The organism is Cuneatibacter sp. NSJ-177, from assembly GCF_022867805.1.
In the GTDB taxonomy this organism is placed as follows: Bacteria; Bacillota; Clostridia; order Lachnospirales; family Lachnospiraceae; genus Pseudolachnospira.
Map to the genome: position 1 here is coordinate 571,710 of NZ_JALIFO010000002.1, position 24,347 is coordinate 596,056.

Here is a 24,347-nt window from a genome sequence, read left to right on the forward strand (position 1 = left end):
GCGTAAAAAATGTCTCACATTAAACTGCCGCGGCCGTTTTTCTCAAACGGATTGTGTTATTTTAGAATAACAGACCCTTCCTCCTCTGTCAATCCGGGGACAATCAGAATTTTTCCCCGATTTCATACTTTTTCATTCTGCGCCACAGGCTGGACTTGCTGATCCCCAAAAGCTTCGCCGCCTCCTGACGCTTTCCTCCGGTTTGGTTCAAAGCCCAGGTGATCTGCTCTTTTTCCTGTTCTTCGTCCCCCTTTTCTCCGGCGGGCGGCATCCGGACCGTCAAGTCTTCCTCCCCGGCCAGATAAATCATCTTTAACTGCCGCAAGATAAACTCCGGTTCCAGGGCGCATTCCCCCGCCACCACCACCAGCCTCTCACAGAAATTGCGGAGCTGGCGCACGTTGCCTTTCCAGGAAAAACCGGCAATCACATCTCCCGCCTCCGGGGTAATCCACACGTTCTTGTGATACTTCTTTCCAAAGTCGTCCAGAAACCGCTTTGCCAGAAGCACCGAGTCCCGCCCCCGCTGCCGAAGGGGCGGAATTACGAGGGAAAGCACGTTCAAGCGATAGTACAGATCCTCCCGGAATTCCCCCTTCTCCACCTGGCGGATCAGGTTTTTGTTGGAAGCTGCGATCACGCGGATGTCCACGGGGATTTCTTTGTCGTCCCCGACCCGCCGCAAGGTCCGCTCTTCCAGGACGCGCAGAAGCCGGACCTGCCCTTGCAGGTCCATCTCCGAGATTTCATCCAGGAAGATCGTTCCCCCGTCGGCAATCTCGATCAACCCCTTCTTTCCTTTCCGCAGGGCGCCGGTAAACGCGCCTTCCACATAGCCGAACAGCTCGCTCTCCAGCAGATTCGGGGAAAAGGCGCCGCAGTTCAGGGCCACGAAAGGCTCGTTTTTTCTGGCCCCTGCATTGTGAATACTCTGGGCAAACAGCTCTTTTCCCGTTCCGGTCTCCCCCATCAAGAGAACATTGGAGTGATAATGGGCAAACTGTTCCGCCATCTGCTTTATTTCGTGCATCTCAAAGGAGCTGCCGAGAATATCGGAAAAATGATATTTTGCCTGATGCCCTTTGGCGTAGAGCTCCTGCTTGACCGCGGTCTCCATCCCTTCCAGCTTTTGGATTTCCGTCAGGTAGACCACCGCGCCCGACGGTTTCTCCTTTTGGGTTCCGGCATGAAGGGAAGTGGCGTTGGCCAAAACCGTATTTCCCCGCAAAGTCAGGATCTTCCCGAAGAGATTTTTCTCCTCCCGGATCACCGCCAGGATTTCTCCGCTCAAAAAAGCAGGGATCCGGTCCCAGACAAAAACGCCCAGAATCTCTTTCTCCGAGCAGTCCAGCAATTTTGACGCCGCCAGATTACAGAAAGAAATTCTCCCCTCCGAATCCGTCATCAAAACAGCTTCGAAGGCGTAGTCCATCAGTTCCCGCATCTCCCGCGTCTTTTCTTTATGGGCCTTGACGCCCCGCGCCACCACCGCGGCGGTCCGGAGCGCCTCCCAGATCATTTCCATGCTGGCGGCTTCCACACGGAAATAGGCTTCCAGCCCCACTTGCTCCGCAATCCGCTTCATGTTCTGGCCACAGATGACGAGATCAAAGCCCTTGGCCTTTTGTTCCAGGAGAAACTCTTCCCCCCGGTTCAGCATTTCCCTGGGAACCACCACATTGGATATCTCCATATCGAAAATTTCGCTGTACATATCTTCCTCGATATAAAGACGCTGATGGGTGATCAAGGCAACCTTTCTTCTCCGGCCCGCCTCCTGCCAATAAGCATCCCCTTTGTGCTTTTTTAAGTGATAGAGAAGACGGGTTGTCATCATCCCAACCACCGGGTCCGTCACAATCGGGATGGGGCAATTCAGGCTTTGCAGAAGCGCGAGAATCCTCCCTTTTGCTAAAATGACATCCACATCCAGGTTCTCCGCGATCGCCGCATATTCTTTTACCTGCTCCCAGTCATCATTCGGAACCACATTCGGATAAATTTCCACATTCAGCTCTTTCGCCATCCGGATCGCGTGGGTCAGCTCTGCCTGTTCCATGGTGAGATACATGATTTTAATCAAATGGCTCCCTCCTCTCTTTCTACTCCTCCCGCCGCCAAAATGAAAAAGGAGCCGCCACCGAAAGCAACGGCCCCTGAATGAAAAACAAACCTTACTGGTTCAACCAGATATCCTCGGCGGAATAGCCGTAAGCCACCCGGTTCCGGTTCATCCCTTCCACATAATCCTGGGAGAAAAGGTAGGCCGGACAGATCCACATGGCCTCCAGCACACACTCATCGTAGCTTAAGAGCCTGCTGCATTCCTTCAGGTACTGCTTCTTTTCCTCCAGCGTTTTCGCCGACAGCGCCTTGGTCAGAGCGTCTTCATATTCATCGGAGACGTTCATCACCTTTCCATAGGAGCCTTCACGGGAGTAGACCCGTTTTAACGTGGAGGCAATATCCAGATAACCCGGCGACAGGCCCAGCAACAGACCGGGGGTGGTGCCGGATTCCCTGAGATCGGTCAGCGTGGTCACCACCTGCACCTCTGCCCGGATTCCCAGTTCCGAAAGGCTGGCCTGGATGGCCGTGGCATCCTTTGAATTGCTGGCAGTGCAGAAAATCGTCGTATCGAATCCGTCCGGATATCCGGCGTCCGCCAATAAAGACTTGGCCTTTTCCGCATCATAGGCCGGATCTTCCAGCTCATCGTCGAAATGATAGGAGCCGGTGATGCCAAACTGATTGGAAGCGTAGGCATATTTTCCCTTGGCTGCAAAGGCAACGGCATCCCAGTCGATTCCATAGCGGAACACGGCCTGGCGCACCGCCACGTTGTTCCAGGGATCGCCTTCCACGGTGCTGTTGGGGTAGAATACGCCGATGCTGATGTCGCCGGGCATTCCCAAACTCTGATTTTCATAGCCCGCGGCCAGGATCATGTCGATGATCTGGCTGTTGTCGCTGTTGTAAAAATCGACCTCTTTATTTAGGAAGGCGGAGGCAGCCGTGGTCCCCTCGGTCAGGCAGATCACCTCGATGCCGTCCAGATACGGTTCTCCCTGCCAGTAATCCTCATTTTTGACAAAGGTCAGCTTCGTGTCGGCCTCATAGCTTTCCAGCTTATAGGGGCCGGTGCCGACCATATTGACTTTGCACCAGTCCTCGCCGTGCTCTTCATAGGCTTTTTTCGAGTGCATGTACATCTTCCCGATCAGGTTCTCCCACTCCAAAGAGAAAGTGGCAAAGTGAATCTCCACCGTGTAGTCGTCCAATACTTTCACCTCGGTGGGATTTCCCAATGAGGCGGCTCTTCCCGCGGCCAGAGCCGTATCAAAGGTCCACTTTAAAACCTCTGCATTCAGATCCGATCCGTCGGTAAACTGGATTCCCTCCCGAAGTTTCACGGTCAGCGTCAGCTTTTCATCGTCGCGGACCATTGACTCCGCCAGAAGCAGATCATAAGTGCCGTCCTTGTAGATCCGGGCCAAAGGCTCGATCGCCGGTGCGATAAAAAGGTCCGCGTTGGTGCTGGACGCCGTCACCGTAAAGAACGACATGGGAACTACGGCCTCCGCGCTGCGGAATACGCCTCCCTTTTTCGGCTCCGCCTGTCCTTCCGCGTGAGTGGCTGAGGCAGACTCTTTTGCCGCTGTGCCCGTCTGGGTCGCCGCCGCAGATGTACCGGCTGCCGTCGCTCCGGCCGCCGCGGTCTCGCCGGAGCCGCCGCAGCCCGTCAGAGAAACCGCCATCAGTCCGGCCAGCAGGCAAGCTGTCCATCTTTTCCTGTTTTTCATAGATTTCCTCCTTTATTTTTTTATATAAACCCCGGTCCGCTCCCATTTCCAGTAACGGGCCGAAGTGCATACCGCGGGCAAAGACCTGCCGCCCGTTTGAGTGATCTCTCTTCCGGCCAGGTCCGATTCCCGGACAACAATCAGGCATCCTCCTGCTGTTCATAGAGAAAACAAGCCACCCTGTGTCCCGGCTTTACTTCTTTCAGCTGGGGCGTCTCTTTCCGGCACCGGTCTTCTGTCAGATTGCACCGGTCGCTGAAGGGACAGCCCGCCGGGCGTTTTAAAATGCTGGGAACTTCCCCTTTCAGGGGAATGCGCTCGCGCCCCGCATCGGGGTTGGCATCCGGCACTGCCGAGAGCAGCGCTTTTGTGTAAGGATGAAGCGGCTCCTCGTAGAGATCCAGGCAATCCGAGAACTCTACGATCCTCCCCAGGTACATGACCATAATCCGGTCGCTGATGTGCTTCACCACCGCCAGGTCATGGGCGATAAAAAGATAGGTCAGCCCCAGGCGGCTCTGCAGTTCCTCCAGCAGATTGATGATCTGCGCCTGGATCGAGACATCCAGGGCGGAGATCGGCTCATCGCACACGATCAGGGACGGGTTGGAGGCAAGCGCCCTGGCAATCCCCAGGCGCTGACGCTGGCCGCCGGAAAATTCATGGGGAACCCGTTCCCGAAGCTCCGGGCTCAGGCCCACCAGCCGGAACAACTCGTCCACCTTTGCCTCATATTCTTCCTGACTTTTTGTCAGGTGGTGGATCTTAAGAGATTCCCCCACGATGGATCCGGCTGTCTGCCGCGGATCCAGGGAAGAAAACGGGTCCTGAAAGATCATCTGCATTTTGGGCCGGAAGGAGATCAGTTCCGAATCTTTCATCCGGGCAATATCCGTTCCTTCAAAAATCACTTCCCCCTCGTCCGGCCGGTAAACCCGCATCAGGCAGCGGGCCAACGTCGTTTTTCCGCAGCCGCTCTCCCCAACGATTCCTAAGGTCTCCCCCTTACGGACCTGAAAGGTGATATCCTCGATCGCCTTTACCTCCCCGATCTTTTTCCGGATCAGCCCTTTATAGACCGGAAAGTATTTCCGAACCTTCCGGATATCCAGGCAGAGCTCCGGCTTTATCGTCTTTTTTGCCGTCTCTTTTTGAAGCTTATGGGAAAGCTCCTCTTCTCTTTGTTCCAGTTCCTCCCCGCTTAAGAAACAGGCGATGCTGTGGCCCTCTTCCGTCATCCGCAGCGGGGGAATGCCCTCTTTGCATCGTTCTTTCCGATACTCACAGCGGGGATAAAACGGACAGTAGGGCGGACGGTTTGCCGGGTTGGGGGGAAGCCCGTCGATGGGTACCAGTACTTTTCCCTTGGGATCGCTGAGCCTTGGAATTGCTTTCAAGAGCCCGCGGGTATAAGGGTGCTCCGGCCTGCGAAACAGGGCTTTCGTGCCCGCATGCTCCATGATATGGCCGGAGTACATGACGTAGATCCGCTCTGCATACTGAGCCACGATTCCCAGGTTATGGGTCACAATGATGATGGAGGTTCCGGTCTTTTTCGCAATGTCCTGCATCATCTCCAAAAGCTGGGCCTGGGTGGTCACATCCAGCGCCGTGGTCGCCTCGTCCGCAATCAGGATTTCCGGTTCCGCCGCCAGGGCCATGGCGATCATAATTCTCTGGCGCATCCCGCCGGAAAACTGCTGGGCATAGTAGCCGAAACGGCTTTCCGCGTCCGGGATATTGACCAGTTTCAGCATTTCGACGGCTTTGGCCCTGGCCGCCTCCTTGTCCAGGCCCAAATGCAGCATGATGGTCTCCTGGATCTGGTAGCCCACGGTCAGGACCGGGTTCAGGGAGGTCATGGGCTCCTGGAAAATCATGCCGATCTTGCCCCCGCGGACCTCCCGCATTTTTTCTCCGTTGGGAGGGTAGCTCAAGAGGTTGTCTTTCCCATTTTCCAGATAGACTTCGCCCCCGGCCACCCGCCCTGGGGAGGAGATCAGCTGCAAGAGGCTCATCATGGTCACGGATTTTCCGCTCCCGGATTCCCCGACCACCCCGATGATCTCCCCCGGATTCAGATAGAAAGAGACGCCGTCCACCGCGTTCACCACATTTCCGTCCGTGACGAACTGAGCTTTTATATTTCTTACTTCCAATAACTTGTCCACACCGGTTCTCCTTTCCTCAAATATCGCCGCGCAGCCGGGGATCCAGAGCGTCCCGGATGCCGTCGCCGAACATGTTCAGGCAGATGACCAGGATGGCAACGCAGATACCGGGCGTGATGGCAAAGACCGGATTGGTCAGCAGATACGCCTTTCCGTCGCTGACCATGGAGCCCCAGGAGGCAGTCGGAACGCTGACTCCGACGCCCAGGAAGCTGAGACCGGCTTCCACCAAGATTGTCTGACCGACCTGCTGGGTCATCATGACAATGATCGGGGAAAGGCTGTTGGGTAAAATATGCTTGTACATCAGGCGCAGGTTTTTGCTTCCCTGGAGTTTTCCAGCCATCACAAAGTCGCTTCCCTTGATCTTTAACACCTCGGCCCGCATCATCCGGACATAGCCCGGCACCGTGGATAGGCCGAGAATAATCGCCAGATTCCGAAGGCCGCCGCCGAACACGGCAATCAGGGCCATGGCCAGCACCGTGTTTGGAATCGACATCAGTGCTTCACAGGAGCGCATAATCACCGCGTCGGCCCAGCCGCCGAGATAGGCGGCGCACATCCCTAAAAAGGTTCCTGCCACACAGGCAATGGCCACCGCCAGAACGCCGACGGCCAGAGAGACCCTGGAGCCGTAGATGATACGGCTTAACACATCGCGCCCCAGATCGTCCGTTCCCAACAGATGCGCGCCGGAGGGACTTTGCAGGGCCGCAAAGAAGTCTGTTTTATTGGGGTCATAGGGGGCCAAAAGAGGCGCCAGAACGGCAATCAGGATGAACGCCAAAACGCCGATTGCCCCGAACAGCACCACTTTCCGCCGGAACAATGCCTTTACAAACTTTCGTCTGCTCTCCTGCTTTCTCTCCTTGGCCGTCCGTGCTTTTTCCAGTATTGTTTCCATCGTCCGACCTCCTTCCTACTCCGATTCCACCAGGCTGATCCGGGGATCCACCAGCATGTAGAGCAAATCCGTCACGATGTAAGCCAGGCAGGATACCAGCGCCGTCAGCAGGACGCAGGCCTGGACCACCGGGATGTCTTTTCCCCCGATGGCTTTCACAAACAGAGAACCCATGCCGGGGATCTGAAACACCGACTCCACGAACATGGAGCCCCCGACCATGAAGGCCAGACGATTTCCCAGCATCGTGATGATCGGGATCAGACCGTTTTTCATCACATGGATCAAGATAACTTTCTTCTCCCTCAGCCCCTTGGAACGGGCGGTCCGGACATAATCCTGCCGGATCACCTCCAGCATGCTGGAGCGGGTCTGCCTGGTCACGCCTGCGATACTGCCGATGGACAGGCAGATCAGCGGCATGATCAGCTGCTTCATGTGCATCCCGAAGTCTTCCCAGGGCCAGGTAAACCCGTAGGACGGCAGCAGCCCCGACTTCAGGGCAAGAAAATACATCAGACAGATGCCGATCCAAAATTGGGGCAGGCAGTTGCAGAGGTTGGCGATGAAGGTCAGAATAGAGTCCGCCTTCTTCCCCCGGTACACCGCGGTCAGCATGCCAAACAGGATGCCGATGGGATAACCGATCACCGTGGACAAAACTGCCAGATAAAGGGTGACGGTCACCCTTGAAGCAATCAGTTCTTCCACTTCCACATGATATTGATAGGACACGCCGAAATCGCCCTGAAACACTCCTCCGAGCCAGCCGGCATACCGAGTAATCAAAGGTTTGTCCAGCCCCAGCTGTTCATAGGCGACCTGATATTCCTCCGGCGTGATGTCCTCCCCCAGCATGGCGTACACCGGATCCCCCGGTATAAAGGACATCAGGAGGAATACCAAAATGGAAACTAGGAACATGACGAGAATCGTCTGCCCCAGCCGTTTCAATAAATACTTCCCCATACGGTCTTGCTCTCCTTTCTACTTACAGACCCGCCTTTCCTCTCAGCCGTTCCAGGGCGTAATCCCGCAGGAAAGCCGACATAGGGGTCTCCGGCATGGGAATCATTCCGTTGCCGCCGCCGAATTCCCGGACCAGAGGACATTGTTTTGTGTAGGGAATCCAAAACGGATGCGCCCCGTCGTTGGGCGTGCCGGTTTTTATGAAATTGCACCAGGAATCGCACATGCAGTTGGACAGGTCCAAGTCTCTTCCCGTGTAAGGCCGGTCTATCCTCAAAAAGGTCTGAAAGACATAGGCATGTTCGCCGGAATGGAACGCGCCTTTATGATCGTCCCTGGAACCGGGTGGGAAAAGAAATACTGAAACACCGGCCTGCGGCCCAGCTCCAGCTGCTTTTCCGAGAACGCCTGGGCCGAAGCCCACATATGATCCGCCGAACTGCGCCGCTCCGTCTCCTCCGCCCCGGCTTTGGTGTCCGCCCGCGCAGCTTTCAAATACTGTTCTGCAAAAACACCGTATTTCTCCCCGATTTCCCGGCGGTATTTTTCCAGATCAATGTCCCGTCTCCCCATGATATAGGTGAACTCGTCCGCCATGGTCCCGGTCAGATAGTCCACATCCGCATAACGGCCCGCCCGGACCGCATCCATGGTGCTCTCAAAAAACAGTTCGTTATCCTGGCAGCGGCCAAAGGGACTGTAAGAATCCCCTTCCTTCTTCGGGCGCTCCCGGCAGAAATCGTAATAATACTCCACCAGGCGGCCGCCGGGTATCCGCCGGGCTTCTTCCACGGTCCGGACTCCGATGTACCGGAAAAACTCCTCTCCGATTTGCTCCGCATCGGCAAGCGTCACATCCTTGTCCTGCACGATCCCTCCCAGGCCGCCTCCGCTCTGCATGACGCAGCGCTGAAACAGTCCCTGGGCTTTCGGCATCGCCGCCAGATCCATCACCGCCCCGGCCCCGCCGGACTGGCCCAGAATGGTCACCCGGTCCGGGTCCCCGCCAAAGGCCGCGATATTTCTCTTAACCCATTGCAGAGCCGCCAGAATATCCCGATACGCGTAATTGCCCGACGCGGCGACGCCCCTCTCTTTCCGGCTTTCCTCCGTCAGCTCCCGGTGAGCCAGGAAACCGAACACATTGAGGCGGTAGCCGATCGTGACGAAAATCACGCCCCGTTTGGCAAAGGCTTCCCCGTCGTAAGCCATGTTGATGCAGTCTCCGTGCTGCATTCCTCCTCCGTGAATCCAGAAAGCGACGGGCAGCCGGTCTTCCGGGGTTTTGGCCGGAGTCCAGATATTGGCGGTCAGCACGTCCTCACTGTAACGGCGCTCCACATAAAATTCCTTCTGATAAAAGTCTCCGCCTCCCAGGACGCGTTTTTGATGGCAGGCGTCCCCGAAAAGATAAGCCTCCCGGACGCCGTCCCAGGGTTTCATGGGTACCGGCGGGCGGAAGCGGAGCGGACCTACGGGCGGAGCCGCATAGGGCACGCCTTTATGTACGGCAACTCTCTGATTTCCTGCAAAAGTTCCTCTCAGTTTTCCTTCTTCTACCTCAACTTCCAGAAGCGCCATCGGCTATTCCCCCTCCTTGTTTTTCAATCTGACAAACGGCTGGCCAAACAACCGCTTCATCCCGGCGTTTGGCTTCAGCTCCATCACCTCCGGACACTCCTTGGTGTAAGGCGTCCACTCCGGCAGCCCCTCCCCGTTGGGGTTCCCGAATTTAATGAAATTCGTCCAGTAGCCGCAGGCCAGGTTGGACAATTCCATATCCTCCCCGCGGTATGGCCGCCAGATCCGGAACAAGGTCTGGAATACATAGGGATGCTCCGCCGAGTGGAAGGCTCCCGGATGGTCATCGCCGGGCGGCGTGTGGCTGAACAAATATTGATAAACCGGGGTTCTGCCCTGCTCCACCTGAAGCTCGCTCCAGGCGCAGCATCCGCAGATGTGCCTGGCCGGCATCTCGGAAATATCCTCCCGCTCTTCCTTTGGAATCTCAAAATAGTACTCGCTGGCCGGTCCCATCTCGTCCCGGATGATCTCATAGGAACTCCGGTCTTTGGGCGCCTCCTTCGGAGCCTCCATAGGGCCGTTCGCCATTTCATCTAAGGTACCGCCCATCAGATAGGAGATCCGGTGATGCTTATTTTTCAGAACCTGGTTCAGCATATCGTCCTCCACCGCGTACCCGTCGACAACCGGCTTAAAGTAAAGGCCAAAGCGGCCTCCCTTAAACTTGATATATCGGGACAGCAGCTCTTCCCCGGATAGCCCTCTGGCCTCTTTTATGGAAGAAACGCCGATCTTATGAACGAAATCCGCTCCGAATTGCTCCGCAGCGGCCAAAGGCTTGTTGATTGGCTCCCGCAGTGGGGCCAGCACAATGGAACTCTGGATGATCGCCCGGCGGATATCCCCGCGGGTCAAAGGGGAACCGCAGAGAAGCTGTACGCTGCCTCCGCCCGCCGACTGGCCGAAAATCGTGATCTGCTCCGGGTCTCCGCCGAAAGCTGCAATATTTTTCCTGACCCATTTCAGGGCGGCAATCTGATCCAGCAGGCCATAATTTCCGGAGGAGGCGTGCTCGTTCTCCGCGGTCAGCTCCGGATGAGCCAAAAAACCGTAAACGCCGACCCGGTAGTTGATGGTCACCGTGACAACCCCCCGTTTTCCGAAAGCCTCCCCGTCGTAGCTCTTATTGATTCCCATTCCGGCGCTGAATCCGCCGCCATGGATGAAAAAGGCCACTGGCAGCCGGTCCTGATCCGATTCCGCCGGCGTCCAGATGTTCAGATACAGGCAGTCCTCGCTCATCGGAAAGCGGACTTCGTAAAACTCCTTCTGATAAAAAGATCCTTTTTCCGCCTGTTCCTGAAGGCAAATATCGGAAAATGTATAGGCATCCCGCACGCCCTCCCATGGCTCCGGCGGCTGCGGTTCTCTCCACCGCAGTTCACCCACCGGCGGCGCCGCATAGGGAACTCCCTTGAAAACGCTGACTTTGTCGTTGCCGGAATACGTGCCCCGCAGGACTCCGCTCTCCACTTTTGCTATCAATAGCGCCATTTTCTCCCCCTTACGATAAGATTCCTTCGTATCCGGCCTGTTGAAACCGGTTGTCCTTGTTCTGGCCTTATATACCGCAAGTTCCGTGCCACTTATATCGCGTTTTTCCCACAAAAATACATTTACTTTCACTTGATATTGCATTTGCCTGGATTTTTCTGGATATTTACAAGATTATAAAAAAATATTTTCAAGAAAAGCATTTAGATTGTACGACAGGAACCATTATTTCATTTCAGTTGAACGGTTTAATTCTGAAACGTTGGGTTCTCGCTGAAAAAAGCCTCCCCTCCTGCTGTCAGCCGGATTTTCCGGTAATCCGGCTGACAGCAGGAGGGGAGGTACATAAAAAATTTTAGAAAAGTGGTTTCCAGAGCAAACACAGATTCTGGAGATTAGCGGTGTCCGTTGTGAAGCAGGTATTTCTCCCGCGTGGCCAGGCCACCCCGGATATGGCGCTCCGATTTGTTTACATCTAAAACGACTCTGGCCTGCGCTGCCAGGGCAGGGTTGATCAGAGGAAGTCTCTCGGTCACATCCTTGTGAACCGTGGACTTTGAAATCCCGAACTTTTTGGCCGTCTGACGGACGGTAGCATTGTGATCTATAATGTAATTGGCAATCGCTACCGCGCGTTCTTCGATATAATCTTTCAAGGAAAACCCCTCGGAATAATTGTTTTTACAATGTATGCTTCAGGGCCGCCGGTCATGCACACGGTTTCTGTTTTTATGGAACTGTTTCCAGCGTCACTCTCCGCCCTTCTTCCGCGGACTGATAGGCGGCATATAAAATGCGGATCGTATCATACGCCAGCGTAAAATCTGAGTCTGGAACACGGTCAAACGCGACGGCTTCCATGAAATTTTGAAGCTCGCCGGTATATCCCCTGACAAATTCATCGTTTACCCAGGCGCGGTTCCATCCGGTTTTATGGGTCAGGAACTGAGAAATCTCTATATCTTCCAGCCCTTTCTCATCCATAAAATAACTTTCCAGCATGTCCGTAGGGGTAATATTGCATTTCAGCGCGCAGTCATTGCTGTAAATCTGGATATAATTCTGGGACCCGCCCAATACGGTATCCGCCGCAATGGCCAGTGCTTTGGTGCCGTCGGAAAAGGTAACCGTCAGGTTGCTGTAATCTTCCACGTCCTCCGGGCGCGCCAGCAAATGTTCTTTTTCCCTGTCCGTCAGGCATTCCGTGGTAACGCCGCAGTCCGCTGTCACGCTGACCGCGCGGATCTCCTCCCCGCGGGCCAGCGCTTCCTGCCGCTTGAGCCACAGCATTCCCGCCAGAGGGTGACAGCCGTTTCTCATCAGAATCCCTCCGCCGGTGCCGCTCCACTTCCCGGCCAGCGAGGAACTGCTTCCATTGAGACTCAGTTCTCCTCTCATACAGAGAATTTTACTCTTCTTTGCCCGCAGCATTTCCGCCGCCCGCTGGACCGGGGGAGCATAGACAAAGTTCTCCGCATACATAAACTTCTTCCCGCTGTCCTCCGCCACGCTTTTCAGCTCTTCCATGGACCGAAGGACTTCCCGGTACATGACGGATTTCGGCGTGGTCCGGCCAACGTTCTCCTCTCCCCGTTTTCCGAAATATCCGGTCAGCGGCTTTTCACAGATCACGTGTTTTCCCGCCCGCAGCGCCTTCACCGCCATCTCGCAGTGTAAAAACGGCGGCGTGACAAGATCAATCACGTCGATCTCCGGATCCCGCAGCAAGTCTTCATAATCTGAAGCCGCGTGTTCGTATCCGTAGCGCTCTTTGATTTGCTCCGCCGCTTCCAGGCGCACATCGCAGATGGTTTTCAGCCGGACATTGACACCGCAGACTCTTTGATAACCGCTTGCGTGAAGATCTGCCGCATATCCGGCGCCAATGGTTCCTACTACTACGGTTTTTTTCTCGGTCATTTTCTTCCCTCTCCTTTATCTGGTATACCCGGCCGCCTTCAGGTAAGCGTCCATCAGCGCCGGGTCAATGGTCTCCTCCATGCGGGCAATGGCGTTGTCCAGGGCCGCCGTTTTCAGCGCTTCCCGGATTCCGGGGATCTGGTCAAAATCCAGGAAGGTCATCCCTTGCTCTTGAAGGAATTCCAGATCATTCTCCATGGACTCGTCCGCCACTTCCTGGGCATAGGGCAGTAATTCTTCCATGGTTTGGTCCACCATCTTCTGATATTCCGGCGGAAGGGCGTCATAGGCTGTCTTTCCCATGAAAATCACGTTGCACTGAGGAACATGGTTTGAGTTCGTCACATACTTCTGAACCTCATAGAATTTGGAGGCAACCGTGGTGCGGTAAGGGTTTTCCTGGGCTTCCAGCAAGCCCTGCTGCAAGGACAGGTACAGTTCGGAAAAGGCAAGGGGCGTGGGCGCCAGCGTGGCGTCGGTCCAAAACGCGATGTGATTGGCATTATCCTGCACACGCATCTGCATCCCGGCAAGATCTTCAAAGCTCTTGATTTCGCGGTTCGTCGTGATACAGCGGAATCCCTGGTCCGCCACCAGCATCAGTGCAAGGTCCTGGGCTTCAAACTTTTCCTTCAGCAAAGAAAGGAAGGTCTCATCGGAAAGCGCTTTCCGCACCGACTCCACGTTGTCAAAGAGGAAGGGGAGATCGGCGATTCCACAGTCGGAAACCGTGTTGGTGACCGATGCCGTATTGGTGCACTGCATGGTCAGATCCCCCTGGATCACGCTGAGAATCATCTCGGAGTCGCTCCCCATCTGACCGTTGGCGTAGACATTTACCTTTATTTTTCCGCCGCTGTACTCCTCCAATTTCTCTTTGATTTTCAAACACATGGAATGATTCCAGGAATCCTCGGTTCCGGTGTGCCCGATGGAAAACGTCATTTCCGGTAAATCCGAAGCAGCGGCGGCTGCCGCGGTCGCACCTGCCGCGGTCGCACCTGCCGCGGTATCTCCTCCGGCGGCCTCGGTGGTGTTCGGCGAGACGGTCGTCGCCGCGCCGGAGCTTCCGCACCCGTATAAGGAACAGGCCAGCGCCATTGCCAGGATACCACATAAGATTTTCTTTTTCATTTTTTTCCTCCTCATAAATTTGTTTTTATATAAAAGATGCCTCAGACGCTTACAGCAGCATCAGGCTGATCGCAGGAATATAGGTAATCAGCATCAAAGCAATGAAAAACATCACGATGTAGGGAAGAGCCTTCTTGGCCAGAGTGATCACCGGGACTCCGGAAAGAGACTGGGCCACATAAAGATTTACTCCCACCGGCGGCGTCACAAACCCAATCGCCAGATTCACCACCATAATAATTCCGAAATGCACCGGGTCAACCCCAACCGCCTGCACCAGCGGGAGCATCACTGGGGTAAAAATCAGGATATTGGGAGACGTGTCGATGATCATCCCCATAAATAATAGGAAGAGATTCAAGACAAAGAGCAGCACAATCCGGTTTTCCAACAAACCGCCCGCCAGGGAAAATACAACCTCAGAAGCCTGCATCAGGGACAAAACCCTGGAAAACGCGGAGGCCGCCCCGATTACCAGGAGCATGGGCGCCGTCGTCTTTACCGCTTCCACACAGAGAAGGATCAAATCCTTGGGCCTTAAGGTACGGTAAATAAACAGGCCCACCAGCGCCGCATAAAAGACGCCGATCAAAGCTGCCTCCGTGGGTGTGACGATCCCACCGTAAATGCCGCCCAGGATGATGATCGGAGACAGCAGCGCCCAAAAACTGCTTTTTAGCACCCCTAGGAAGCCTTTCTCACGGAGCACGGCGACCCGGTTCCGGATCCGTTCTTTATCCTCCCCTTTGGTCTTGCAATAGTAGACCGCATAGATCATCAGGCACAGGGCAATCAATATTCCTGGGATCACTCCCGCCAGAAACATATCTCCCACCGAAGCGCCGCTTGCCATGCTGTAGACAATGAAGGGAACGGAAGGCGGGATGATCACCCCCAATCCACCTGCAATCGCTACAGTGCTGGCATTAAACGCATGATCATATCCCATGTCATCTAAAATAGGGATTGTCATGGTGCCGACAGCCGCCGTGGTAGCCGGGGCGGAACCGGAGATTGCCCCGTAAAACAGGCAGGTGATGATGGATGCACAGGGCATCCCTCCGGTCTTATCGCCGATCAGGTAGGCAAATACATCGAACAGTTTCTTGGCGATTCCGCTTTGGGCCATAATGATGCCGCCCAGGATAAACAGAGGGATTGCCAAAAGGGGGGTGCTGTTTAAACCGCCCACCACATTGCGCAGAACAAAAGGCACGGTAGCCGTAAAGCCCGGATCCATCAGACTGGGGATCAGCGCGACCGCCAGCAGCATCACGCCGATGGGCACGGTCAATACGAGCATTACAGCCATCGCTCCAAAGATAACGCCTAGCATTTTTTCTCACCATCCTTCCCCATCTCCGTCATCCGGGATTTCTCCGCTTCCTCTTTCGCTGCAAACGCCTTTGCATTTTTGGCGTCCGGTTTGCTTTTCAGCGTGAGGATCAAGCCTTGCGCCAGCCGCAGCACAGTCAGGGCAAAGCAAAAAGGAATCGCGCCGTACACGTAGTTCATTGAAATGTCGATGCTGGACCATCGTTGATTCGTGCTTCGCACAATGGAAAAGGATTGGCAGGTCAGATAGGTGAACATAACCAGCATAAAGACCTGTACGAGCACGCGGAGGAATTTTAAGACCGAAGCCGGTAAGATCGTATCGAGTATTTCCAGCCGGATGATGGTATCCGCGTGCAGTGTATAGCTAATACTCAGAAATCCCATCCAGACAAACAGATACCGCCCCAACTCCTCTGACCACTCGATGGAGGCTCCCAAAAATTTCCGCGCTACAACCTGTGCCCCCATGACAAAAACGATCACCAGCAGGGCGCAAACCATCAGTAAAATCTCAAAATTTCTGTCAAGCCACTTGATTGTTTTCATCTTTCACCTCAAATTCTTGCTTTGCTATTCCAGGCACTGCTTTGCCGACTGTAACGCCCTTCGCGCATGTTCCTCAAAGCCGATCTCCTCTAGGCGCTTCACGTGCGGTACTTCTATCCCCCTGACAATATCCTCCGGCAGTTTTTCCAGGATCGCCTTCAGGTCAATGGCGCCTTCCCCCGGATAAAGACGTTCCTTTCTTCCGGTATGAATCAGCATTTCCGGATCGTCGGGAATCTCCCGGATTGTATCGCACAGGTGCATGAACCGAAACCACTCTTGCGGAAGCCCCTCCAGCTCCTTCAGATTCACGCGGGAGCGGTAAAAATGAAGGGCATCCACCACAATTCCCACATTTGGCAGGGCCACCTCCCGCAGCAGTTCCACCGTCTGCCTGAGATTTACTACGCTGGCCCAGGTTACAAATTCCACGTTCACGTCCTGGCCATAGACCGCCGCCAGCCGGCAGAGCTCGCCAAACTGCTCCGTATAAAAGCCCCGGTCCGCTGTCCAGATATTGCTCAGTACATGCCGGATCCCCAGCTCCGCCGCCGCTTCCAGGTGCGGCTCATATCTATGCACGTCCACCCCGTCATCGATTCTCACATTTTCCGTGTCATTGATCCGAATACCTGTCTCCCGGCATGCCGCCAGGGTCTCGGCCCGCAGCTTGCGGTCTGTGATATCGTGCGGAACCTCTCCCGGCAGTCCCATGGGAATCGTCCGCAGGCTGACGGCATCATATCCCGCCGCTGCAGCCGTGCGGATAAACGCAGGCGGCGGACAGGCGATGTCCGTCAGGTGAACCAGTGAATAGGTGTGTTTCATGATCATGTCCTCCTAAATTTAATACTGTAAGCCTCCATTGACATCCAATACCTCGCCCGTCGTCCAGGACGCGTCGTCGCTCCCTAAATATGCCACCGCCGCAGCCGCGTCATCAAAGGTTCCAATCCGTCCCAGCCGGATCCCCTCCAGCAGCCGCTCCTGCTCTTTGGCAGGAAGGGAGGTAAACATACCGCCTCCGATGGGGCCGGGGGCCACACAGTTGACTGTGATATTCCATGGCCCCAATTCATAGCCCAGCAACTGCGTCATCCCGACGACGCCGCCTTTCGTCGCCGCATAATTCACCCCCACTCCGGGACGGCCGGTCCGGCCGCCGATGGAAGAGATCAATACGATTCGTCCATACCGCCTGTCTTTCATATGGCCGGCAACGGATTTCACAGAATTGTAGGTTCCCGTCAGGTTGACATCAACCACATCCTTCCAGTCCTTCTCCGTCAGCAAATCAATCGGATGATGACGCAGAATACCTGCCGTGGTCACCAAAATATCGATTTTTCCGAACCACTCCACCCCCTTTTGAACCGCTGTACAGCAATCCCGGTAAATTCTCACATCGGAGAGCAAAAAACGGGTGCGGTCAGAGTAGCCCAATTCGTCGAATTCTTGCTTTAACCTAGCCAAAGTGTCCTGGGTATGATCCGTTACAAGCACACGGCCCCCCTCAGACAGCAAACGAAGGGCAACGGCCCTTCCCATCCCTCCGCCGCCGGTGATGAGGGCGGTCTTTTCCTCAAAACGCTGTAAAACCATGATTCAATCACCTCAATTTCATTCAATATATCCGCTGACGTCGCTTTGCAGTTATTTTTCGTTTTGTCGCCTACATTGTTCGTGCTGTCAAGCAAAATATATATTGTTCAGCAACATTTCGCTTTTTTCTTATTTGCAAGATTTCAATCTCAACAATATCAACTCAGCGGCCTGTAAATTCATATTACATCAAATAGTCTCGAATTACTAATGCGATTAATACATTGCACTATGTACGAAATACATGGATTCTTTTTACTTACGAAACCAATCGCTCTGCCCTGAATGGATTGAAATTTCCGAATAAAACAAAAAAGCCTGCATGATAGGCGTTCGCTTATCACACAGACTTTTTCCTGCAATACCAATCCGGTCACTTCTGCTCCCGTTCGTTTTTTACCGTGTTGACAACAAATTTCCGAAACTGCTCCACCACTGGCAGGCGAAATTCCTCCTGCCGCCAAAACATATACAGCGAGCGTTTCAGCCGGTGATGCTCCAACGGTACGGAGACCACGTGATATACATTGACCTCCTGGATCCACGGCATAATGCTGACGCCTATGCCGGCCGCCACCATACTTGCAATCATTTTTTCATTCTGGGCCTCGATGATCTGCCTGGGCCTTACTCCATATTCCCGAAAAAAAATTTCCAGGTCGCAGCGAGTACCGCACTGGCTGTTGTAGGTGACCAGCGGCTCCCGGCAGAGCTCCTCCAACGTAATGTTTTCCTTTTGAGCCAAGGGATGGCTCACCGGTACCACCGCCATCAATTCTTCGCTCATGACTTCAAAATATTGAAAACCGGGCCGGTCTATTTTTGCGCCGAACCCCAGATCCACCTCCCCAGCCTCGATTTTCGCAAGCCCGATCCCCGTGGCCTCCATATCCAGAATCTGAAACTGTATCTTCCGATATTCCGGAATCTCTTTATATCCCCGCATTAGATTCGGCAGAAAATGATAATGCAGGGTATGGGAAACCGCCAGCCGGATGGTGCCCTTCGTCGGATCCGCCGCTTCCTGAGCCTCGCTTTGCGCCAGTTCCAATTCACGCAGGATCAAGGCCACATGTTCGTCGAACTTTTTTCCATGGACCGTCACCTCAATGTTTCTCCCCTTTTTCACGAACAGGGGAACGCCCAATTCCTCCTCCAGCTTCGACATGGAGTGGCTCAAATTCGATTGGGAAACAGACAGTTCCTGAGAAGCCTTCGTGTAATTTTTTCGTTCTGCAATTTTATGGAAATAAGTGAGCTGCTGCAGGTTCATAATTCCCCCTCGATTCCTCGCATCGTATGGATTGCTGTTTTTTCTATCTTTCGTGTCTATTATAAGCAAAAAACAGATTATATTCAACTAAGAATCGTTCCCATCCGAAGCCTTTTACCGATTTTCCCTCTCTTGCTTCCTTTCCCGGTATTGTGTTGATTTTTCCCCGGCGGCAACGTATACTAGAACCATCGAAACGAGCAAGCGCTTCCCTTATGAGGTATCCCATGGAATTAATACAAATGCAGGCGTTCGTCAGTCTGGCTCAGACCCAGCACATGCCGAGGACCGCCCAGGAAATGAATACCAGTCAATCTCACATCAGCAAACTGATCTCCTCCCTGGAAGCCGAATTGGGCATGAAGCTGTTCAACCGGGTCGGGCGGGGCGTGGTTTTAAACGAGCACGGCCACATCTTCTATGAGTATGCTTCCAATGCCCTGCAGACGGTGCGCAACGGCGAAACCGCATTAAAAAGCCTCCGCGGCTCCGTGATCGGGACTGTCCGCATCGGTAATTACGCCTTTGCCTCGGTTCTGCATCCCTGCGTCCGCGCTTTTTCCGAAAAAAATCCGGAGGTAGACTTTTTCTTCTCTGAGGTTCAGCAGTCCGACGCCAACATCCTGATGAACACGACGGATCTGGTCTTGGCCGGGGCCCACGGGGATTCCTATCCGCTGCGGGCTTATTTCCCGATTTACCGGGATTTGCTGGAGGAGGAATTTTATGCGGTTCTGTCTCCCAAGCTGATTCCATACCCTGCAGATAAAAAATCAATCCGCCTGGAGGAGCTAAAACCCTATCCTTTGATTGAAGTGGCCGACTCCCCTTTTTATCAAAACTGGCTTTTCCAGGGACAGAATGTCAAACAGCTCCGTGAATTATTCGGAACCACCTTTCGGGTCGGCTACATGGTCAATGATTTTTACGCCAAGGTTTCGCTGCTGGATCAGGGGGTGGGCTTTTCCTTCTTCCCGCAGGTCTGCCTCAAACCGGCCCTCCGGTTTGCCCCGGACCTCCAGATCTTCCGCATCGAAGGCCATGCCACGGCAAGGCGGGTTCTGGCCGCCAGAAAACAGCGGGAGCAGATGACTCCTGCCGCCCGCGCTTTCTGGGACTTTTTATTGGAATATTATCATCTGGATCCGGACGCCGGGGAGGACTAAAAAGCCGCAGACGCGCTGGAAAAGCTCCTCTGACGCGTCTGAAGTTTATGCCAGCGTCCAATTCTGGCTTTCCGCCTGCAATTTCACCATGCGGGCATAGATTCCCTTTTTCTTCAGCAGCTTTTCGGGCGTTCCCTGCTCCGCCACCGTGCCGCCGTCCAGCACCACGATTTTGTCCGCGCCCGCCACCGTGCGCATCCGGTGGGCGATGACCAGAACCGTCTTATCTTGAATCAGGCGGGAAAGGGCAGTCTGGATCAGGGTTTCATTTTCCACGTCAAGGGAAGCGGTGGCCTCGTCCAGCAGGATGACCGGCGCATTTTTGAGAAACGCGCGGGCAATGGAAATTCTCTGCCGTTCCCCTCCGGAGAGCTCACAGCCGTTCTCCCCGATGCTGGTATTCCATTTCTGCGGCAGCCTCTCCGCAAATTCGTCGCAGTTGGCCAGCCGCGCGGCAGCCAGCACTTCTTCATCTGTCGCTTCCTTCTTTCCAATGCGGATATTTTCCATGATGGTGTTGTCAAACAAGGTGACATCCTGAAAAACAATGGAGTACAGAGAGAGCAGGGCTTCCGGATCAATATCCGAAATGTCCATGCCGCCTACGGTGATTTTCCCTTTATCGATATCCCAAAACCGGGAAGCCAAACGGGAAACCGTTGTTTTCCCGCCGCCGGACGGGCCGACCAGCGCCGTAACATCCCCCTGTTTCGCTGTAAAGGAAACGTCTCTTAAGACAGTCTCCCCTGTGTTGTAGGCAAATCCCACATGGTCAAAGGCAATATCATAGCCTTTGTTCGTCAGCCTGCTTTCTCCCTGTTGAATCGGGTGATCGAAGATTTCATTCATGCGGGCAATGTTGGTGCGGGTGCTGATCACCGCCGCCAGGTTCTGCAAGGCCCCCTGCAGCGGATCGTAGAGGCGGGATACCACCAGCAGGAACAAGAAGAAAGTAAGAATGTCCAGCGACCCCTGTATGAGCAGAATCGAACCCACCAGCGCTACGGTGGCAATGCCCAGTCTCAGGATAAGGGATGCGGATACGACAAAGGCCGCCAGGCTGAATTCATTGATGATGGAACGCTTCTCCACCGCGCGGATTTTCTTTTCCAAACCTTTCAGATACGCCTTTTCCGCATTGTTCGCTTTTAGATCCCGGACTGTTTCGATGCACTCTTGGATTCCGCCGGCGCAGGCCATTTTGGCATCCATCGCTTTCTGGTTCAAGTGTTCTTGCACCTTTGCGGAAAAACCCACGATGGCAAAAGAAACCGGCATCACATACAAAGCGGCCAGAGCCATGCGCCAGTCATAAACAAAGAGGCTAACGGAAATGAGCAGCGTGGAAATGACAGAACCCGCCAGCTCCGGGATAAAGTGGGAAAAGCTTTGTTCCAAAAACGTGCAGTCCGCCATGATGGTGCTGGTCAGATCGGCAAGGTCTTTCTTCCCGAAAAAGGACAAGGGGATTTTCCGCAGCCGTTCCGCGAGGGTGATCCGCCGCACACCGCTTTCCACATACGTTGCGAAGTAGGTGGCGTTATACTGGAAGTAGGTGGCGAGAAGAATCAGCCCCACGCACAGGACGCAGCCGGCAAGATAAAAAACAGTGTTGCCGCCGGCTCCGCCGTCCATCAGATCGCCGACGAGTTTATATAAAAGTCCCACCGGGAACAGAAAGGAAATATTTTGAAACACGCAGGCAATGCAGCCCTTAATCAAATCCTTTGCCCCCTGTTCGGACAGGGCGTATCTTTTTTGCAGCAGTCTTACCATATCTTATCCCTCCTTTGAAACCTTCCACTGTACGGAGCTCTGATAATTGTCCCACATCCGGCGGAACAGTCCGTCCCGTTCCAGCAATTCCCGGCTGGCGCCGCTCTCCGCAATGGTTCCGTCCTTCACCACATAAATCTGATCGACTTTAGCCACGGTAGAAAGCCGGTGAGCGATCATAATGACCGTCTTTCCTTTGGACAGCCGGGAGAACGCCGCCTGCACCTTCGCTTCATTGTCCGGATCCGCAAAGGCCGTGGCTTCATCCAAAATGATCACCGGAGCATCTTTCAGCATGACGCGGGCAATGGCGATCCGTTGCTGTTCGCCGCCGGAGAGAAAAACGCCTTTTGTGCCGACGACAGTGTTCACGCCGTCCGGCAGCTTTTCAATGATGTCGCCGCACTGGGCGTGAAGCAGAGCCTCCCTGACCTCCTCATCGGTGGCGTCCGGCCTGCCCATCCGCACGTTTTCTAAGATCGACGCTTTGATTAAGCGGCTGTTCTGGAAGACAAAGGAAACGGTGTTCATCAATTCCTCTTTCGAAATTTCCTTCACATCCACGCCTCCGATTTTCACCACGCCGCTCTGCGGGTCGAAGAAACGGGAGATGAGATTGGCAAGGGTCGTTTTCCCGCCGCCGGACGGGCCGACAAAAGCCACGGTTTGCCCCGCTGGTATGGAAAAGGAGATATTTTTCAGCACATCCTTTTTTCCGTCATAGCTGAAACGTATATTCTTGACTTCCACCGACCCGTCTTTGGGCGATTTGGGATGTCTGGTTTCTTTTAAAGGAGCCAAATCCAGCACGCTGTCAATCCGCCGGAGGGCGTCGTCCACAATCATGGCGTTCTCACTCTGGAACATAATCTTAGTCAGAGTCACCGAGATGATGGGCGTAATGATGATATAAAAAATCAGATTCAGCAAGAATTCCGTTGTCACTCCATCCTGAGTAAAGAACAGGCTTCCCGCAATCAGGAAGGCAAACACCCCGTTGATGGCCGCCGTGTAGAGCATCATGGGAGTGCGGAGCTCTTTGGTATAGGCGATCACCCATTTTTGATAACGGTCGATGGAACCTTTAAACTTTTTGAAAGAGAAAATGGTCTGGCCAAAGGTTTTCACCACCGGAATTCCCCGGACATATTCTACCGCTTCATTGGACATATCCTCCAACGCATTCTGATATTCTTTCATTCTTTGCTGCATCTTCTCCCCAGTCATAGTCATCATGATCAGAAAGCCAAGGAGCACCGGCGCCAGGCTCAAAAGCCCCAGCCGCCAGTCGAAGACAAACAGCAATAACAACAAGCCGCAAGGCGTGGCGATTGCCCCTGCACGGTCGGGGAGCTGGTGCGCCAAATAGGTTTCCGTCGCCGCGCTGGATTCATTGACGATCTTCCTCAATTTCCCGCTGCCGAACTCCTCCGCAGCGCCGAGGGGCAGCCGGACCACATGTTCCATGGCGGCAATCCGCAGATTCGTGGCGATGCGGAAGGCTCCCAGATGGGAGCACATGAGCCCGGCTATGTACACCAGCACGGCAACCACCGCATACAGCACCGCCATTAAGCCGTAATGCGTCAGATTCTGGGCTTTATCAAAATCCGGCGCCGCCTCCAGCACTTCTTTCATGATCCACCAGATATACCAATAGGGGATCAGAGCAATCAAAGCGCTGGCCGCGGATAAAATCCACGAAGCATAGGTCAGGTATTTGTGGCCGCCTGCAATCCTCAGCAGGCGTGACAAATTGGATTGCTTTTTCAACAAGAATTCCTCCTTTGACATTGAATTTATGATACAGAAGGCGTTGACATTGCCCTCGGATATCCCTCTTGGTTAGTTATCGCTAACCATATTTGAAAAATTATAGAGCATTACTGCCCCATAATTTTCATCCATCCCGCGGTATAAAAAGCCCGCATTTCCTCGACATAATTTTCCGCGTCTGCCAGCGGCATTTCATGGATCACCAGTTCAAAGAAGGTATGAAGCATACCGGTAATCAAAATATGCTCCAGCGTGGAATCAATTCTCGGTGAAGGCCGGCCCAGCTCCTCCAAAACACGTTGGTAGGCATGGGTGCTTTCCGCTTCCGTCTCCGCCATCTCGTCGATCAGCCTGGCAAAGCGCGTACCCTCCGCGCAGCAGAGAATCAGCTTCAGCTCGTCTAAGTGTTCATAGGCATAATGCAGAATATCAAACAGGCAGCTTCCGGAAAATTCGCCCATGACCTCCATCTGCCTCTTTTTGGGAAGCCCGGCGAACTCCCGATGAGCGTCTTGGTAGCGGTTGATAATAAAGCGATAAGCGTCTCCGGCCAGCGCCTCGAACAATTCCTCTTTGCTTTTGTAATAGCCGTAAAACGCCCCGGTCGTCATCCCGACGGATTTTACGATATTCCGCAGGGATGCAGCTTGGAAGCCTTTGTTCAAAAACTCCTCTTTCGCCGCCTGATGAATCCGCTCCAGTGTGGTCGCATGTTCCGTTGTCATTGATCCGCCTCTTTATAACGTCGTTATATAGCACTGTTATATCATAACGCCGCGCCAGCCGGCTGTCAAGTCCCAAGATTTTTCTTTCTATTGCGGAGGGACAAATATAGAGGGCAAAAAGCAAAAAGGATTCGCGTCATTTCCGAAAGAACTCATTGACAAA

General features: G+C 54.1%; 20 protein-coding genes. 1 reads left to right on the top strand and 19 read right to left on the bottom strand.

Going from position 1 to position 24,347, the window contains the following annotated elements; all coding sequences use genetic code 11:
- Positions 1 to 103: 103 nt before the first annotated feature.
- The 16 genes from MUB23_RS06710 to MUB23_RS06790 all read right to left on the bottom strand — a co-directional run bounded on the left by MUB23_RS06710 (position 104) and on the right by MUB23_RS06790 (position 18,741).
- Entirely contained in the window at positions 104 to 2,083 is a 1,980-nt protein-coding gene (locus MUB23_RS06710) for a sigma 54-interacting transcriptional regulator (RefSeq protein ID WP_244799604.1), read from the bottom strand.
- 91 nt (positions 2,084 to 2,174) lie between these two features.
- On the bottom strand, positions 2,175 to 3,803 hold the full coding sequence (locus tag MUB23_RS06715; protein ID WP_244799605.1) for an ABC transporter substrate-binding protein: 1,629 nt from the start codon (positions 3,801 to 3,803) through the stop codon (positions 2,175 to 2,177).
- Positions 3,804 to 3,943: 140 nt separating this feature from the next.
- Positions 3,944 to 5,974, bottom strand: a complete 2,031-nt coding sequence (locus MUB23_RS19795) for an ABC transporter ATP-binding protein (RefSeq protein WP_330641806.1) — start codon at positions 5,972 to 5,974, stop codon at positions 3,944 to 3,946.
- Between the two features lie 16 nt (positions 5,975 to 5,990).
- Positions 5,991 to 6,881, bottom strand: coding sequence for an ABC transporter permease (locus tag MUB23_RS06730; protein WP_244799606.1), 891 nt, complete (start codon positions 6,879 to 6,881; stop codon positions 5,991 to 5,993).
- Between the two features lie 15 nt (positions 6,882 to 6,896).
- Positions 6,897 to 7,850 (bottom strand): ABC transporter permease, encoded by a 954-nt coding sequence (locus MUB23_RS06735; protein ID WP_244799607.1) that lies wholly within the window; start codon positions 7,848 to 7,850, stop codon positions 6,897 to 6,899.
- A gap of 22 nt (positions 7,851 to 7,872) precedes the next feature.
- Positions 7,873 to 8,127: a carboxylesterase family protein gene (locus MUB23_RS06740; RefSeq protein WP_244799608.1), complete on the bottom strand. Its 255-nt coding sequence runs from the start codon at positions 8,125 to 8,127 to the stop codon at positions 7,873 to 7,875.
- Positions 8,124 to 9,431, bottom strand: a complete 1,308-nt coding sequence (locus tag MUB23_RS06745) for a carboxylesterase/lipase family protein (RefSeq protein WP_244799609.1) — start codon at positions 9,429 to 9,431, stop codon at positions 8,124 to 8,126. The genes MUB23_RS06740 and MUB23_RS06745 overlap by 4 nt, the downstream gene beginning before the upstream one ends.
- A gap of 3 nt (positions 9,432 to 9,434) precedes the next feature.
- The gene (locus tag MUB23_RS06750; protein WP_244799610.1) at positions 9,435 to 10,928 is read right to left on the bottom strand and encodes a carboxylesterase/lipase family protein; all 1,494 of its coding nucleotides are present in this window, start codon (positions 10,926 to 10,928) and stop codon (positions 9,435 to 9,437) included.
- A 395-nt stretch (positions 10,929 to 11,323) separates the two neighbouring features.
- Positions 11,324 to 11,584 (bottom strand): sporulation transcriptional regulator SpoIIID, encoded by a 261-nt coding sequence (gene spoIIID / locus MUB23_RS06755; protein WP_244799611.1) that lies wholly within the window; start codon positions 11,582 to 11,584, stop codon positions 11,324 to 11,326.
- Between the two features lie 73 nt (positions 11,585 to 11,657).
- Positions 11,658 to 12,848 (bottom strand): Gfo/Idh/MocA family protein, encoded by a 1,191-nt coding sequence (locus tag MUB23_RS06760; RefSeq protein ID WP_244799612.1) that lies wholly within the window; start codon positions 12,846 to 12,848, stop codon positions 11,658 to 11,660.
- A gap of 15 nt (positions 12,849 to 12,863) precedes the next feature.
- Positions 12,864 to 13,982, bottom strand: coding sequence for a TRAP transporter substrate-binding protein (locus tag MUB23_RS06765; RefSeq protein WP_244799613.1), 1,119 nt, complete (start codon positions 13,980 to 13,982; stop codon positions 12,864 to 12,866).
- Between the two features lie 49 nt (positions 13,983 to 14,031).
- Positions 14,032 to 15,318 (bottom strand): TRAP transporter large permease, encoded by a 1,287-nt coding sequence (locus MUB23_RS06770; RefSeq protein WP_244799614.1) that lies wholly within the window; start codon positions 15,316 to 15,318, stop codon positions 14,032 to 14,034.
- A complete protein-coding gene (locus MUB23_RS06775; RefSeq protein ID WP_244799615.1) occupies positions 15,312 to 15,866 on the bottom strand; it encodes a TRAP transporter small permease in 555 nt (184 codons plus the stop codon). Before MUB23_RS06775 ends, MUB23_RS06770 begins: the two co-directional genes overlap by 7 nt.
- Before the next feature lie 24 nt (positions 15,867 to 15,890).
- Positions 15,891 to 16,694: a sugar phosphate isomerase/epimerase family protein gene (locus MUB23_RS06780; RefSeq protein ID WP_244799616.1), complete on the bottom strand. Its 804-nt coding sequence runs from the start codon at positions 16,692 to 16,694 to the stop codon at positions 15,891 to 15,893.
- An 18-nt stretch (positions 16,695 to 16,712) separates the two neighbouring features.
- The gene (locus tag MUB23_RS06785) at positions 16,713 to 17,468 is read right to left on the bottom strand and encodes an SDR family NAD(P)-dependent oxidoreductase (protein WP_244799617.1); all 756 of its coding nucleotides are present in this window, start codon (positions 17,466 to 17,468) and stop codon (positions 16,713 to 16,715) included.
- Between the two features lie 373 nt (positions 17,469 to 17,841).
- Positions 17,842 to 18,741 (bottom strand): LysR family transcriptional regulator, encoded by a 900-nt coding sequence (locus MUB23_RS06790; RefSeq protein ID WP_244799618.1) that lies wholly within the window; start codon positions 18,739 to 18,741, stop codon positions 17,842 to 17,844.
- A 227-nt stretch (positions 18,742 to 18,968) separates the two neighbouring features.
- On the opposite strand from MUB23_RS06790, the gene MUB23_RS06795 reads away from it, so the two are divergent.
- The gene (locus tag MUB23_RS06795) at positions 18,969 to 19,907 is read left to right on the top strand and encodes a LysR family transcriptional regulator (RefSeq protein WP_244799619.1); all 939 of its coding nucleotides are present in this window, start codon (positions 18,969 to 18,971) and stop codon (positions 19,905 to 19,907) included.
- Positions 19,908 to 19,952: 45 nt separating this feature from the next.
- On the opposite strand, the gene MUB23_RS06800 is transcribed toward MUB23_RS06795, so the two are convergent.
- The 3 genes from MUB23_RS06800 to MUB23_RS06810 all read right to left on the bottom strand — a co-directional run bounded on the left by MUB23_RS06800 (position 19,953) and on the right by MUB23_RS06810 (position 24,184).
- Complete coding sequence (locus tag MUB23_RS06800) at positions 19,953 to 21,683, bottom strand: ABC transporter ATP-binding protein (protein WP_244799620.1); 1,731 nt, start codon at positions 21,681 to 21,683, stop codon at positions 19,953 to 19,955.
- Between the two features lie 3 nt (positions 21,684 to 21,686).
- Positions 21,687 to 23,456 (bottom strand): ABC transporter ATP-binding protein, encoded by a 1,770-nt coding sequence (locus tag MUB23_RS06805; RefSeq protein ID WP_244799693.1) that lies wholly within the window; start codon positions 23,454 to 23,456, stop codon positions 21,687 to 21,689.
- Between the two features lie 110 nt (positions 23,457 to 23,566).
- Positions 23,567 to 24,184: a TetR/AcrR family transcriptional regulator gene (locus MUB23_RS06810; protein WP_244799621.1), complete on the bottom strand. Its 618-nt coding sequence runs from the start codon at positions 24,182 to 24,184 to the stop codon at positions 23,567 to 23,569.
- Positions 24,185 to 24,347: the final 163 nt, after the last annotated feature.